The 13,263-nt window shown below is 64.1% G+C and carries 13 protein-coding genes; 7 read left to right on the top strand and 6 right to left on the bottom strand.

The window, feature by feature from the left end; all coding sequences use genetic code 11:
* Positions 1-93 precede the first annotated feature (93 nt).
* Positions 94-1,455 (bottom strand): cytochrome ubiquinol oxidase subunit I, encoded by a 1,362-nt coding sequence (locus tag FJ527_RS10450; protein WP_140823018.1) that lies wholly within the window; start codon positions 1,453-1,455, stop codon positions 94-96.
* Positions 1,456-1,691: 236 nt separating this feature from the next.
* Here FJ527_RS10450 and FJ527_RS10445 point away from each other — a divergent pair, with 236 nt between their 5' ends.
* The gene (locus tag FJ527_RS10445; protein WP_041163616.1) at positions 1,692-2,618 is read left to right on the top strand and encodes an ABC transporter ATP-binding protein; all 927 of its coding nucleotides are present in this window, start codon (positions 1,692-1,694) and stop codon (positions 2,616-2,618) included.
* On the top strand, positions 2,615-3,394 hold the full coding sequence (locus FJ527_RS10440; protein WP_015314751.1) for an ABC transporter permease: 780 nt from the start codon (positions 2,615-2,617) through the stop codon (positions 3,392-3,394). Before FJ527_RS10445 ends, FJ527_RS10440 begins: the two co-directional genes overlap by 4 nt.
* Positions 3,395-3,421: 27 nt before the next feature.
* On the opposite strand, the gene FJ527_RS10435 is transcribed toward FJ527_RS10440, so the two are convergent.
* Positions 3,422-4,459, bottom strand: coding sequence for a phosphatidylglycerol lysyltransferase domain-containing protein (locus tag FJ527_RS10435; RefSeq protein WP_015314752.1), 1,038 nt, complete (start codon positions 4,457-4,459; stop codon positions 3,422-3,424).
* A gap of 442 nt (positions 4,460-4,901) precedes the next feature.
* Between FJ527_RS10435 and FJ527_RS10430 the strand changes: the two genes are divergently transcribed.
* Positions 4,902-6,089 (top strand): NAD(P)/FAD-dependent oxidoreductase, encoded by a 1,188-nt coding sequence (locus FJ527_RS10430; RefSeq protein ID WP_140823017.1) that lies wholly within the window; start codon positions 4,902-4,904, stop codon positions 6,087-6,089.
* A 32-nt stretch (positions 6,090-6,121) separates the two neighbouring features.
* Here FJ527_RS10430 and FJ527_RS10425 read toward each other — a convergent pair whose 3' ends face one another.
* Together FJ527_RS10425 and FJ527_RS10420 are read right to left on the bottom strand one after the other, a co-directional pair.
* The gene (locus tag FJ527_RS10425) at positions 6,122-6,346 is read right to left on the bottom strand and encodes a hypothetical protein (protein ID WP_015314754.1); all 225 of its coding nucleotides are present in this window, start codon (positions 6,344-6,346) and stop codon (positions 6,122-6,124) included.
* A gap of 133 nt (positions 6,347-6,479) precedes the next feature.
* On the bottom strand, positions 6,480-8,483 hold the full coding sequence (locus tag FJ527_RS10420) for a PhoX family phosphatase (RefSeq protein WP_140823015.1): 2,004 nt from the start codon (positions 8,481-8,483) through the stop codon (positions 6,480-6,482).
* Between the two features lie 263 nt (positions 8,484-8,746).
* Between FJ527_RS10420 and FJ527_RS29265 the strand changes: the two genes are divergently transcribed.
* Positions 8,747-9,247, top strand: a complete 501-nt coding sequence (locus FJ527_RS29265) for a hypothetical protein (protein ID WP_181166318.1) — start codon at positions 8,747-8,749, stop codon at positions 9,245-9,247.
* A gap of 132 nt (positions 9,248-9,379) precedes the next feature.
* Here the strand turns inward: FJ527_RS29265 and FJ527_RS10410 are convergent, their stop codons facing one another.
* Entirely contained in the window at positions 9,380-10,042 is a 663-nt protein-coding gene (locus FJ527_RS10410; RefSeq protein ID WP_140660332.1) for a response regulator transcription factor, read from the bottom strand.
* Complete coding sequence (locus tag FJ527_RS10405; RefSeq protein ID WP_140712045.1) at positions 10,039-11,430, bottom strand: sensor histidine kinase; 1,392 nt, start codon at positions 11,428-11,430, stop codon at positions 10,039-10,041. Before FJ527_RS10405 ends, FJ527_RS10410 begins: the two co-directional genes overlap by 4 nt.
* A gap of 168 nt (positions 11,431-11,598) precedes the next feature.
* Between FJ527_RS10405 and FJ527_RS10400 the strand changes: the two genes are divergently transcribed.
* From FJ527_RS10400 to FJ527_RS10390, 3 genes are all read left to right on the top strand, one after another.
* The gene (locus FJ527_RS10400; protein ID WP_015314759.1) at positions 11,599-11,940 is read left to right on the top strand and encodes a hypothetical protein; all 342 of its coding nucleotides are present in this window, start codon (positions 11,599-11,601) and stop codon (positions 11,938-11,940) included.
* An 8-nt stretch (positions 11,941-11,948) separates the two neighbouring features.
* The gene (locus FJ527_RS10395; RefSeq protein ID WP_140823086.1) at positions 11,949-12,653 is read left to right on the top strand and encodes a phosphatase PAP2 family protein; all 705 of its coding nucleotides are present in this window, start codon (positions 11,949-11,951) and stop codon (positions 12,651-12,653) included.
* Between the two features lie 271 nt (positions 12,654-12,924).
* Entirely contained in the window at positions 12,925-13,203 is a 279-nt protein-coding gene (locus FJ527_RS10390) for a helix-turn-helix transcriptional regulator (protein WP_015314761.1), read from the top strand.
* The last annotated feature ends 60 nt before the right edge of the window (positions 13,204-13,263 follow it).

The following is a 13,263-nucleotide window of genomic DNA, read 5'->3' as shown; positions in this document are numbered from 1 at the left end:
CGGTGACGACGGCGCCCCTCTCCTCGTCCCTATACGGGGAGAGGATGCCGGCAGGCAGGTGAGGGGCGGCGCGGGCCTGCAATGAAAACATGCTCACTCCCCCGCGGCCGGCTGCGACAGCGGTGCGTCGAGAACACCCGGCAGCGGCGAGGTGTCGCCGTCCTTGGCCGCCTTTAGCGCCAGGTGCACCAGCACGCCGAGATAGGCGATCAGCAAAAGCACGTAGAGCAGGAGATAGATGGCGAGCGTCAGCGCGACATGGCTGCCGGCCACCGGCCCGACGGCGTCGGCGGTCTTCAATACGCCGGTCACCAGCCAGGGCTGGCGGCCGATCTCGGTCGTGTACCAGCCGGCCAGCGTCGCCAGCCAGCCCGACAACGCCATCGGCACCATCAGCATGGCGAGCGGCTTTGGCAGCGCGTGCCGGCGCTTGAGGAAGAAGGCGGCCGACCAGGAGACGGCGAGCATCAAAAGCCCGGTGCCGACCATGATGCGAAAGCTCCAGAAGAGCGGAAAGACCGGCGGATGGTTGCCGGGATAGTCGTTCAGCCCCGGCACTACACCGTCGGTCGAGTGCCGCAGGATAAGGCTGGCCCCGTCCGGAATCGCGACCTCGAACTTGTTTTCCCTGGCCGCCTCGTCGGGCAGCGCGAACAAAACCAGCGGCACGTTGGGACCGGTGTTCCAGTTGGCCTCCATGGCGGCGATCTTCTGCGGCTGGTGTTCCAGCGTGTTGAGCCCATGCTGGTCGCCGGCCAGGATCTGGATCGGGATCAGGATCGCAGCGGTAAAGACGCCGGTGCGCAGCGCCTTCCACATCGATTCCGAACGGTCGCCGTTGAGGTAGCGCAGCGCCGACAGACCGGCGATCAGGAACGACACCGTAAGCCCCGAGGCGAGCAGCATATGCACCAGCCGGTAAGGCATGGACGGGTTGAAGACGATGGCCCACCAGTCGACGGCGTGCGCGACGCCGTCGCGCATCTCGAAGCCGGCCGGCGTCTGCATCCAGGAATTGAGCGCGATGATCCAGAACGCCGACAGCGTCGTGCCGCCGGCGACCAGCACCGTCGCCAGCGTGTGGATGCGGTTGGAGACGCGGCGGAAGCCGAACAGCATGATGCCGAGAAAGGCCGCCTCGAGGAAGAAAGCGGTGAGGATCTCGTAGGCGAGCAGCGGTCCGGCGATGTTGCCGACATGCTGCATGTAGCCCGGCCAGTTGGTGCCGAACTGGAAGCTCATGGTGACGCCCGAAACCACGCCCATAGCAAACGACAGCGCGAACACCTTCACCCAGGTGAAATAGGCGCGCATCCAGGCGGAATCATTGGTCGCGTTGTAGCGCAGCTTGAAGAACAGCAGCACCCAGCCAAGGGCAATGGTGATTGTCGGAAACAGGATATGAAACGAAATATTCGCGCCGAATTGCATGCGCGACAGTATGAGCGGGTCCATGGCGGGCTCCGGCTGAAAATACCGGCGAAGGATAGGCCCGAAGCAGGGTCAGGTCAAAGCGGCGTCCTGCCGCGAGGCTGAACGCCACAGGACAATTTTACCGGATGGACGCGGCGCATTCCCAGCCAGCTCCGCGCTTCGATGTCCAGAACTGGCAGCAGGGCATTGACTTGCGGTTGCACTGGGCGACAACAGGCCTATATCAAGTCACCTCTTTCAGGCAGCCGTTTTCAACCATGCCCTCCATATTGTCCATTTCCGGGGTCTCCAAGACCTACGCCACCGGCTTCACCGCGCTCAAGGAAGTCAGCCTCGATATCCAGCGCGGCGAGATCTTCGCGCTGCTCGGCCCCAATGGCGCCGGCAAGACGACGCTGATCTCGATCGTCTGCGGCATCGTCAACCGCTCTTCGGGTACCGTGACCGTCGATGGCCATGACATCAACAAGGACTATCGCGCCGCGCGCAGCCTGATCGGGCTGGTGCCGCAGGAACTCACCATCGACGCGTTCGAGAGCGTCTGGGCGACCGTCAATTACAGCCGCGGCCTGTTCGGCAAGCCGGCCAATCCGGCCTTCGTCGAGAAGGTGCTGCGCGACCTGTCGCTTTGGGACAAGAAGGACGCCAAGGCGATCACGCTGTCGGGGGGCATGAAGCGGCGGCTGATGATCGCCAAGGCGCTGTCGCACGAGCCACGCATCCTGTTCCTCGACGAGCCGACCGCCGGCGTCGACGTCGAACTGCGCCAGGACATGTGGGCGATGGTCCGGCGGCTGCGCGAGGACGGCGTCACCATCATCCTTACCACGCACTATATCGAGGAAGCCGAGGCCATGGCCGACCGCGTCGGCGTCATCAACCGCGGCGAGATCATCCTGGTCGAGGGCAAGGCCGAACTGATGCGCAAACTCGGCCGCAAGGAGATGAGGCTGGAGCTGCGCGCGCCGCTCGGCAGCGTGCCCGACGGGCTCTCGCGCTATGCGCTCGAACTGTCGCCGGATGGCACGCAACTCACCTACACATACGACAACCAGAGCGACCGGCCGGGCGTCGCCTCGCTGATCAGGGATCTCGAGGCGGCCGGCATCCAGTTCCGCGATCTCGACACCAAGAACAGCTCGCTCGAAGAGATCTTCGTCAATCTCCTGAGGCAAGAGCCATGAACCTGCGTGCGGCCCCTAATTTTCGCGCGGTCTGGGCGATCTACCGGGTCGAGATGGCGCGTGCGTTCCGCACCGTGCTGCAGAGCATCATCTCGCCAGTCATCTCGACGTCGCTCTATTTCGTCGTCTTCGGCTCGGCCATCGGCTCGCGCATAACCGAAATCGACGGCATCGCCTACGGCGCCTTCATCGTGCCGGGACTGATCATGCTGTCGCTGTTGACGCAGTCGATCTCCAACGCCTCATTCGCCATCTATTTCCCGAAATTCGTCGGCTCGATCTACGAGCTTTTGTCGGCGCCGGTCTCTTACCTGGAGATCGTCATCGCCTATGTCGGCGGCGCCGCGACCAAGTCGATCATCCTCGGCCTGATCATCCTGGCCACCGCCTCGCTGTTCGTGCCGCTGCACATCGAACATCCGTTCTGGATGCTCGCCTTCCTGATCCTGACAGCGGTGACCTTCAGCCTTTTCGGCTTTATCATCGGCATCTGGGCGAAAAGCTTCGAGCAGCTGCAACTGGTGCCACTGCTGATCATCACCCCGCTGACCTTCCTCGGCGGCAGCTTCTATTCGATCCACATGCTGCCCGGCATCTGGAAGACGATCACGCTGTTCAACCCGGTGGTCTACCTGATCAGCGGCTTCCGCTGGAGTTTCTACGGCAAGGCCGATGTCTCGGTCGTCGTCAGCCTCGGCATGACGCTGGTGTTCCTGGCCGTCTGCATCGCGATCGTCGCCTGGATCTTCCGGACCGGCTACCGGCTGAGGAACTGACGCGGCCCTAAAGTCGTGAGAGAGGCCTCAAATGGCCTTGACCAGCCGCAGCAACCCCAGCATCTCGATGTAGGTCCCCTCGCGAAAGGCGATGTAGACCGGTTCCTCGGCGCCGTGGAAGCGGCGCTTGAATGCCGCCTGTCCCTGCAGGTTGAACCTGCGGCGGTTGACCCAGGGCGAGTCGTAGGCGCGCTGGAAGGCGTTGCGCCAGAACTCGCTTTCGGCAAATCCGCTCGGGCCGACATCGAGCAGCGGCGACAGGCCGAGCGTCACCACCGAAATGCCTTCCTCGCGAAAGCGGTCGACGGCGAATTTGGTCAGGCCGATCTCGGCATGCGGCGAGGCATCGATGTGCTTGCGCTTGAAGGCCGTGGTGTAGCCGATCACCTTGCCGTCGGCGAACATCGGATCGAAATCGAGCAAGGCGACGAGGTCGCCATCGGGGCCGTGCAGCACGAAACGGCGCATATCGGTGCCGAGCTGATCGTAAAACGGTCGGTTGAGGAAACCCATCTCCCATCGCTTGACGATACGGTCGCCGCGCCAGTTTTGAGACAGCCGGGAGATCTCGTCGAGGTGGATCGTGCGTTTGTCCTCCTCGAACGAAAAGCCCTTCTTCAGCAGCCAGCGCTCGGAATAACGCACCGTTTCGTTGCGCTTGCCGGAAAAATCATGGTCGGGCAGAGCGAGGCGCGTGTCGATGCCCAGCCGGTTGATCTTGTAGCCAAGGCCGGCAAGGACCTGGGCGGTCTGTTCGCCGATCTGCACGAACCACGGGCCGCCAGCGCTCTCGACGAAGCGTCTGATGTAATCGGGCCGCCGATCCGGCGCCGCCACCGGATCGCCGAGCGCGAAATGATGCCTCATCTTGGTGCCGAAGGCGATGTAACCGTCGGCATCGCCAAAATAGGAAAGCTTGCTTTGCACGGCGGTGGAATAAGCGAGCGAGAAGTCGCCATGACGGCGCACCAGCGCCAGCCGTTCGACATGCGTCAGCGCCCGGCGCTCGACCTTGGGCGAGGCCCCCTCGAGGAGGTTGTCGAAATAGATCCGCAAGGAGGGCATGGTCGAGATTCCGCGTGCCGTCCATGGCGCGACGTGTCCGACGACACGCAAGACGCGCCATGGCGTCTTGATTTTTCGCAAGGTAGCCGAAATCGGGTTGCCGGTTTCGAATGCCCGCGTCCGTGACGAGATCCGCCAGCCCCCGGACCTCGAATCAATCACTTTGCCGCGACCTGATTATCGCCGATGCCGCGGATATGCCATATAGGGCTGGATGTATTCGGACGGAAGCGGGTAATGCGCTCCATGTCGTGGTTTTGACGCGGTGCCGCGACCGGCTGTTTCCGCCGGGCGGAAATGCTCCAGACGCGAAGCCGCCTCGGCGCGGGACCATCGAAAATCGGCATCGAGTTGCCGTTCGGGTCCTGCGCGCGATCAAACTGTTACAGCGGCCTGCGAGCCTTCAGGGGCCGCCGCGAGCGCGAATGGGGTTCGAGAGTGAATGGCTGATACGACAAGCAGATCGATGGTGGAGCAGGCGGTGACGGTCGAGCCGGCGATCGTCGTTGGCGCCGGCGCCGCCGGGCTGGCCGTCGCGAGGGCCTTGATGAAGGCCGGCGTGGCGACGGCGATCCTGGAGAAGGAAAGCCGGCTGGCCGAGCCCTGGCGCCGGCGCCACGAGCAGCTGCACCTCAACACCCACCGCGATCTCTCGGCACTGCCTGGCCTTGCCTATCCCAAGGGCACCCCTGCCTTTCCGCACCGGGACGTCGTCATCCGCCATATGAACGATTTCCATGAGGCGAACCGTTTGCCGGTGGAGTTTGGCGTTTCCGTCGAGTCCATCACGTTCAGGGGCGATCACTGGGTCGTGCGCACCAGCGCCGGCTCGCGCCTGGCGCGCCATGTCGTTGTCGCCACCGGCCGCGACCGGGAACCCTTCACGCCGCAGTGGACGGGCATGCAGGCGTTTGCGGGCCGGATCATCCACTCGGCGGATTTTGGCGATGCCCAGGCCTATGCGGGCAAGAAGGTGCTGGTTGTCGGCGCCGGCAATTCGGGCTTCGACGCACTCAATCATCTGGCCGGTGTCGATACCGCCGCTGTCTGGCTGTCGGCCCGCAACGGCCCCGCCCTTTTGCCCAAGCGCGTCGGCAAGATCGCCGTGCACCGCCTCTCGCCGCTCATGGCGCGCCTGCCGCTGCGCGTCGCCGATGCGGTGATGGCGGTGACGCAGCGCCTGGTGTTCGGCGATCTCACCAAATTCGGCGTGCCGCCCGCGCCCGCGGGCGGCGCCAGCCGCCTGACCTCGGACTATACCGCGATCGCCGCCGACGATGGCGCCGTCGATGCCATCAAATCGGGCAGGATCGTGGTGGTGCCCGGGGTACGGGAGTTCACCCGCGACGGCGTCATCCTGGCCAATGGCAGCCTGATCGCTCCCGACATCGTCATTGCGGCGACGGGCTACCGCACTGGGCTGGAGCGGATGGTCGGCAATCTCGGCGTGCTCGACGAGAAGGGCGTTCCGCTCTTCAACGGCGGCCAGGCCGATCCGAAACTGCCCGGCCTGTGGTTCACCGGCATGCGGCCGAGCATCCGCGGCTGCTTTGCCAATGCCGGCATATTGGCCAAAGCGATAGCTGCGCGGATCGCCGGCTCATCCCGCCCCTCCGGCGCCACACGCTGAGCGACCGCATAGGACAACATTTGCCGTCGGCGTCACGCCGATTTCGGCTCCAGCCGCCGGAAACCGACAGCCTCGGTCAGCATCTCCTCGTCGACCATGCCGGCATTGTAGAGGGCCAGCAAGGTGAGCGCCAATTCACGCGCCTCGACGGATTCGGGATGCGCTTGCCGTCGGCGGCAGGCCTCGTCGAAGACACGTTGCAAGGTGGCCACTTCGTCAGGTTTGAGCAGGCCACGGTCGTAGATCGACTTGGGCATGGCGATGATCTCCTGATCGCGATCTAGGGCGCCAAATGTAAATTGCCAATCTTTCCCGAGGCTTGAATATGATATCGCACAAAAGAGAGGCCCCGGATCGCCGGAGCCCCTCTCATTTTTGTCTCGCCCGACCTCAGACGGCGATCTTGCCGCCACCCTGTTTGGTGATGGCGACCACCGCCGGCCGCACCGGCATGTCGGGCCTGAAATCGGGCCAGCGGGTCGACAGGTCCTCATAATAGGAGGGCCGGCCGAACGCTTCCCAATCCTCGCCGCCGTCACCCGGATGCTGGACGGCGACAAAGGCGGTCTGGTCGTCCGGCGCAAACAGCGGGCCGCACATTTCGGCGCCGATCGGCACGCGGAAGAACAGCTTCGAGGTCGCCCGCGCCGATCCTTCCGTGTCCACCGCCCACAGGCCGTCCGTGCGGCCGGTGGCCTTCGGGCCCTGGCCATCGGTGGCGACCCACAGGCGCCCGGCCGAATCGACCGCGCAATTGTCGGGCATGCCGAACCAGCCATGGGCCGTCGTCGCGGTGGAGAAGGTGGCGCCGACGGCGGCCACCGACGGGTCGCCGCATTTCAGCAGCACTTCCCACTTGCCTTTGGCGGCGGCGAAATCGCCCTCGTCCTCGACGATTTCGATGATGTGGCCGAAGGCGTTTTCGGCACGCGGGTTGGCGGCGTCGACCTGATCGGCCTTGCGCTTGGAATTGTTGGTCAGCATGACATAGACCTTGCCGTTGCTGGCATTGGGCTGGATGTCTTCGGGCCGGTCCATCTTGGTGGCGCCAAGCAGGTCGGCGGCGCGGCGTGTCTCGATCAGCACGTCGGCCTGGCCGGCAAAACCGTTTTCCGCCGTCAGCGGCCCCTGGCCGAACACGATCGGCATCCATTCGACCGAGCCGTCCTCCGCGAATTTGGCGACATGCAGCGTGCCGTCGTCGAGCAGATCCTTGTTGGCCGCGCGGTCGCCGGCGTTGAACATGCCCTTGGTGACGAACTTGTAGACATAGTCGAAGCGCTCGTCGTCGCCGAGATAGAAGACGACGCGGCCATCCTTGGCGACGATCGATTCGGCGCCCTCATGCTTGAAGCGGCCCATGGCGGTGCGCTTGCGCGGCACCGAGGCCGGGTCGTTGACATCGACCTCGACGATCCAGCCGAAGCGGTTGGGCTCGTTCGGCTCCTTGGCCAGGTTGAAGCGGTCATAGTGCGCGCCCCATTCATAGGCGCCTTCCGGAATGCCGAGGCGCTTGTAGTTGGCGGCCTCCTTGTGGCCCTCCGGCAGCTCGCCGGAGAAATAGCCATGGATGTTCTCCTCGGACATCACATACGTGCCCCAGGGCGTGACCCCGCCGGCGCAATTGTTGATGGTGCCGAACACCTTGACGCCGGACGGGTCGGCATTGGTCTTGACGCGGTCATGGCCGGCAACCGGGCCCGACAGCGCCATCTCGGTGTTTGCGGTGATGCGGCGGTTGAGCTTGCCGTCGCGAATCACCCGCCATTTGCCGCCATCCTTGCGGATCTCGACGATGGTGCCGCCATGGGCGGCCATCTCGACATCGACCTGCTCTTTCGAGAGCGGCGCCACCTCGGCCGACTTCTTGCCGTCCTTCTCGACAATCTTGACGATGCCTGGGAACATCAGATGCGGGTTGGTGTATTCGTGGTTGACCACCAGCAAGCCATGCTCGGCCGAGCCATCGAGCGGGATGTAACCGACATAGTCGTTGTTGTAGCCGAACTGCTTGGCCTGGGCTTGCGCCGACTGCTTCGTCGGGTCGAATTCCGGCGAATCGGCAAACAGCGGATCGCCCCAGCGCAGCAAAACGTCGGCGTCGTAGCCCGGCGCGACGTGGTGCTTATCGTCGATACCGGCCTCCAGCTCGTCGAATTTGAACGCTGAGCCTTCCGCGGCGCGGGCATCGTCGGCGGCGATCATGGCCAGCGGGCTGACGGTGGCGGCGATCGCCGAAACGGCAAGCGAACCCTTGAGGAAGCCACGGCGCGAGAACCGCGCAGCGATGATCTCGCCCATGGTGCGGTTCTCGCTGGGATTGTTGGCCGGGCCTTCGTTTTCCTCGAGCAGGCTGGTGCGGAATCGGGCGTCGGGGGAGCGATGTTCGGTCATGGGAACCTCTGGTGGGTTTTGCCTGGAGCTTCCGGCTTACAGTCGGCTGATCACATTTTCGTGACATGGTATCTCCGCTGCCGCTCGCTCACGAGACCGATTTTTCACGCCTCGCCTGGGACTTTGGTCCAAGCTTGCGCCTGCAAAGGTCCTGGGGGACAAACGCAACGGTCGGAGGTCGCTTCCGGTCACCACGTCTTTCGGCGATGTTGTTGCACTGCAACGTTGGGGTGGGCGCGCCGGCTCAATCGACGGAGATCAGTATGCGTGGATCGATCACGGCCCGTTGTTGCCGTCTGGCTCTCAGATCGGCGGCCGTCCTGGCGCTGACCATCGCTCCCTATGGAATCGTCTTCCATGGCTTCGTGCCTGGAATCGATGCCGCGACCGCACATGCCGACAAGGGTGGCAACGGCGGTGGCGGTGGGAACGGCGGTGGCGGTGGGAATGGCGGTGGCGGTAACAGCGGTGGCGGTGGCGGCAACAGCGGCAATGGAGGAAACAGCGGCAACGGCAATAGCGGTAACAGCGGCGGCGGGAATAGCGGAAAGGGTAAGGGCCAGGGCAACCAGAGCACAAGCCATGTCAACGCCACGACCGGCGACACGGTCGACGTGGACGGCAACAAGATTACAGTTCAGCACCCTGACGGCTTGACGGAAAAGATCGAGAACGGCCGCTTCAGCATGAAGGATAAGCTCGGCCGCACGATCATCGATCGCCGTGCCACACCGGCCGACGCCAGCCGTCTCAAGGCGCTATGAATTTCGACCCTTTGAATTTCGGCCCTATGAATTTCGCCTTGTGAAGCTGGTCAACAGGCAACGACCAGTTTCACACGTCACCTCCGCCGCCCCCCGGCGGAGGTGACCTCGTTTCGCGGCGTTCCGCGACGGCTACGAACGGTCCCTGTCGCGGTCGCGAAACTCGCGCATGATGAGGGCCGCTTCAGTACGATTTCGCACGTTGAGTTTCGACAGCACCCCCGTCATGTGATGCTTGACGGTCTTCTCCTGCAGCTCCAGGCGTAAGGCGACTTCCTTGTTGCTCAGTCCCTCCGCCACCAGCCGCAGGATTTCGGTCTGCCGGCCGGTGAGTTGCCGCAGCCGGTCCGCCACGCCGTTGGCGGGCTGCAAGGACTGCACGTCGGAAAGCAGCCGGGCCGACAGCATCGGCGAAAGATAGCTTTCGCCGGCCGCCACGTTGCGCAGGATATCGGCAAGCGCACGCGATCCGACGCCTTTGAGGACATAGCCGAGCACCCCGGCGTTCAAGGCCTTGGTCACATCGGCATTCGCCTCTGAAACGGTCAGCATGACGATCTTCTGGGCGGGATGGTCGGCAAGGATGCTGGCAACCGCGGCCAGGCCGCCGCCCGGCATTGAAATGTCGATGAGCAATATGTCGGGCTGCATGGTCGAGGCGATGCGCTCCGCGTCCTGCGCGGTCGCACCTTCGCCGACCATCTCGAAGCCGCCGATCTCCGACAGGCTGCGCGTCACGCCTTCGCGGAACAGCGGATGATCGTCGACAATGGCAATGCGGATGGTGCCGATCATGCTTGCTCCTCGACCGAAAGACGGATCACCAGCTTCGTGCCTTTCGGCCCTGTGAGTGTTTCGAATTGGCCGCCAATGCTTTCAACCCGCTCCCTGAGGCCGGCAAGGCCCAACCCCTCGGCCCGCGCCGGATCGAAGCCCGGTCCGCCGTCCGATACTTCAACGAAAAGCCTACCATTTTTCATGCCTGCACGCACCGCCTGATCCTTGCCCCGTCCGTGGCGGTAGGCATTGTTCAGCCCCTCCTGCACGAAACGATAGATGCTGATCTTCTCAGAAGCGCCGGGCTCCGGCAAATGTCTCGGCATCGTAAGCGTCACCGATGTGCCCGTCCGGCGCTCATGCTCCTCGACGGCCAGCCGCAGCACGTCCGCCGCCGCCGCCGTTTCTATCTGCGGCAGGACCAGGCCGGTGCAGATGCCGCGTATCTCGCGCATCGCATCCTCCAGCGTCTTGCGGATCATGGCGATTTCGGTCGAGCGGCCTTCGCTGCCATGCCCGTCGCCGGTAAACACCGGACTGTCCATGCGCAGCGCGGCCAGCGCCACGAGCTGGGCAGGGCCGTCATGCAGGTCGGCGCCGATCCGGCGCAGATATCTTTCGTTGAGCGCGGTGGCGCGGCGGGACGCCCGCTGCACACGATGCCGCAAGGCGCTGTTCTGTGTCACCAGGCCCTGCAGCTCCGACACCTGGCGGCGCAGCGCCCCGCGCTGGTCGTCGATAATGCGGCTGCCGCGCAGGACGATGCCCGACAGAAGCAGGAATGCCGTCAAGGTGGTGCCGGCCACGACCAGCCAGCTCGACAGCAGGGCGGAAGCCAGGGTAGCCTTGAAATCGCTGGCGACCTCGTAGAATTCGGTGACGGCGACCACTTCGCCGGACCAGGGCTCGCGCACTGGATTGTAGATCTCGAGCAACGGCACACCCGCGGCCCGCTCCTTGTCTTCGTTCTCGTCGAACGTATCGAACTGGGCAACGACGCTGCCCTGGAAGGCAGAACGCAGATTGTCGTTCAGGTCGAAGCGGCGACCCGTCAAAGCCGAGTCCTTCGCATAGAGGATCGTGCCGTCGCGGCGCCAGAGCCTGAAGGATGCCAGGCGTTTGCCGAGCGCGCCCTGGCCGAGCGTCTCGTCGAGCGCCTGCTTGACGGATGCGCTGAGCTCCTCGCTCTTGCGCAGGTCGGGCAGCAGCGGCGCAATCACGCTGTCGACATAGAGCGCCGTCGTGGCGGCCGAATTGCGAGTGACGCCGTCCCGGATCTGCGTCGTCACCCAGGTCCCGACGATCACCATGACGACCAGCAGCCCAAAACCGCCGGCAACGACGAATTGCAGGGCAAGGGAAAGCTCGCTCCAGCGCCGCGCCAAGTTCTGAAAAATACGAATCATGAACCCCTGACCGCCCCTCTATCGACAGGCTGGGCGATTCCGGCACATTGAGCTTCAGTCTCGTCGTTGCCAAGACCCTCGTTTGAACGACGTCGCTTGACGTTCCGGCACGCTTCGGAAACAAGGTCGGCGATATCAGGCAAAGGGCGCTTCGAGGGGGACGGGACGTTGAGTTTTTCGGGACTTCTGCAGCTCGGCTTTTCGACGGTGATCTTCCTCCTGGCGGCGACCGCCGCCAAGCAATGGGGGCTGGCGCCCAGCCTCGGCAAGATCCTGCTGACGCTGGCGCTCTATTCGCTGGGCAATCTGATCATGCTGCGGTTGATCCGCGAGTTCGGCATGTCGGTATCGTTCAGCCTCTCGGCGGTGATCCAGCTGGTTTCGGTCAATGTCGTTGCGCTGGTGTTCTTCGGCGAGCGCGTCAACGCGTTGCAGGCGGCCGGCATCGCGCTGGCAATCGCGGCCGTGGCGCTGATCACGTTGGGGCCCTATCTGCAAGGGCGGATGTAACGGTGCCGATGAAGAACGCCGCGAAAGCTCTGCTCAACCGGGTCGAATTCCCGGTGCTGCTGGCCGGCCTGGTCATCGCCGGGGGGCTGTGGGCGTTCGAGGAATTGATGGAGGTGGCACGGGCCACCACGCCGCACGCCTTCGATACCGAAATCCTGCTTGCATTCCGCCAGACCGGTCAACCGGCGATCCCGATCGGTCCGCCATGGCTGGAAGGCGCGATGCGCGACATCACCAGCCTCGGCAGCTCCAGCGTTCTGGTGCTGATCACGGCGGCGACGATCATCTATCTGCTATTGATCCGCCGCCCGGCGACGGCGCTTCTCATGTTCGTTGCCGTGGCGGGCGGCCAGGTGCTGTCGAGCCTGCTGAAAGTCGGCGTCGACCGGCCGCGCCCGGAACTGGTTTCGCATCTCGTCAACGAGACGTCGCTTTCCTTCCCGAGCGGCCATGCCATGCTGTCGGCGGTGACCTACCTCACGCTCGGTTCGCTGGCCGCGCGCTTCCTGCCGGGCCGGACGACCAAGGTCTACGTGTTGTTCCTGGCGGTGCTGACGACAGTGCTGGTCGGCGTCAGCCGCATCTATCTCGGCGTCCACTGGCCCTCGGATGTGCTGGCGGGCTGGTGTGCCGGCTTCGCCTGGGCGATGCTATGCTGGTTGGTGGCGAGGCTTCTGCAACGGCGCAAGGCGGTGAGCGAGGAGCCTGACTGAGTCAGATCAACCTGTTGATGAGGTGCCCTCCGCAGCCCGTCAGTATCAGAACCGTCGACAGCAAGCCTGCCGATATTGCCATGGTCTTGAAAACGTTCACCCGCGTACCCCCTGCGTCTGATGCATGCCACCCTACCTGAAATCCCTGGCAGGTATCGAAGAAAATGGGCATCAGGTGTGGTTACGTCTAAAACCGATATGATGATGCTTGAAACATGATAATGACGGTATTATACGTTACGCTAGCAGGCTCAGACGGGGATTCCGGCCGATGATCACTGCCGCGCAGATGCGCGCCGCAAGGGCGCTGGCCGGCATCGACCAGAGGACGCTCGCCGAGCGCGCCGGCGTCTCGCTTCCCACCATCCAGCGCATGGAGGCGAGCGGCGGCGTGGTCAGGGGCGTGGTCGATACGCTGATGAAGGTCATCCAGGCTCTCGACGAAGCCGGGGTGGAACTGATCGGCGAGAACCAGGCCAGCGAGCGCGGCGGCAGGGGCGTGCGCCTCAAGGCCGCCATGCCGCCGGAACCCAAGGCCGGGCCGGAATAAGTCGCGACGGCGACCGCCGACAGTCCTGCCGACGATCCCGCCGCTTTTGCAGGGGCAGTC

It is taken from the genome of Mesorhizobium sp. B2-4-18 (assembly GCF_006441385.1).
Lineage (GTDB): Bacteria > Pseudomonadota > Alphaproteobacteria > Rhizobiales > Rhizobiaceae > Mesorhizobium > Mesorhizobium australicum.
The sequence above is the reverse complement of the archived record's forward strand: the minus strand, read 5'-3'. Positions and strand labels throughout refer to the sequence as shown.

What these genes read in the sequence shown, in the direction of transcription:
- FJ527_RS10405 (WP_140712045.1), bottom strand. Translation starts at nt 11,430, where the DNA reads ATGATTCGTATTTTTCAGAACTTGGCGCGGCGCTGGAGCGAGCTTTCC.
- FJ527_RS10390 (WP_015314761.1), top strand. Translation starts at nt 12,925, where the DNA reads ATGATCACTGCCGCGCAGATGCGCGCCGCAAGGGCGCTGGCCGGCATC.
- FJ527_RS10445 (WP_041163616.1), top strand. Translation starts at nt 1,692, where the DNA reads ATGCCCTCCATATTGTCCATTTCCGGGGTCTCCAAGACCTACGCCACC.
- FJ527_RS10425 (WP_015314754.1), bottom strand. Translation starts at nt 6,346, where the DNA reads ATGCCCAAGTCGATCTACGACCGTGGCCTGCTCAAACCTGACGAAGTG.
- FJ527_RS10395 (WP_140823086.1), top strand. Translation starts at nt 11,949, where the DNA reads ATGAAGAACGCCGCGAAAGCTCTGCTCAACCGGGTCGAATTCCCGGTG.
- FJ527_RS10410 (WP_140660332.1), bottom strand. Translation starts at nt 10,042, where the DNA reads ATGATCGGCACCATCCGCATTGCCATTGTCGACGATCATCCGCTGTTC.
- FJ527_RS10435 (WP_015314752.1), bottom strand. Translation starts at nt 4,459, where the DNA reads ATGCCCTCCTTGCGGATCTATTTCGACAACCTCCTCGAGGGGGCCTCG.
- FJ527_RS29265 (WP_181166318.1), top strand. Translation starts at nt 8,747, where the DNA reads ATGCGTGGATCGATCACGGCCCGTTGTTGCCGTCTGGCTCTCAGATCG.
- FJ527_RS10420 (WP_140823015.1), bottom strand. Translation starts at nt 8,483, where the DNA reads ATGACCGAACATCGCTCCCCCGACGCCCGATTCCGCACCAGCCTGCTC.
- FJ527_RS10440 (WP_015314751.1), top strand. Translation starts at nt 2,615, where the DNA reads ATGAACCTGCGTGCGGCCCCTAATTTTCGCGCGGTCTGGGCGATCTAC.
- FJ527_RS10430 (WP_140823017.1), top strand. Translation starts at nt 4,902, where the DNA reads ATGGCTGATACGACAAGCAGATCGATGGTGGAGCAGGCGGTGACGGTC.
- FJ527_RS10450 (WP_140823018.1), bottom strand. Translation starts at nt 1,455, where the DNA reads ATGGACCCGCTCATACTGTCGCGCATGCAATTCGGCGCGAATATTTCG.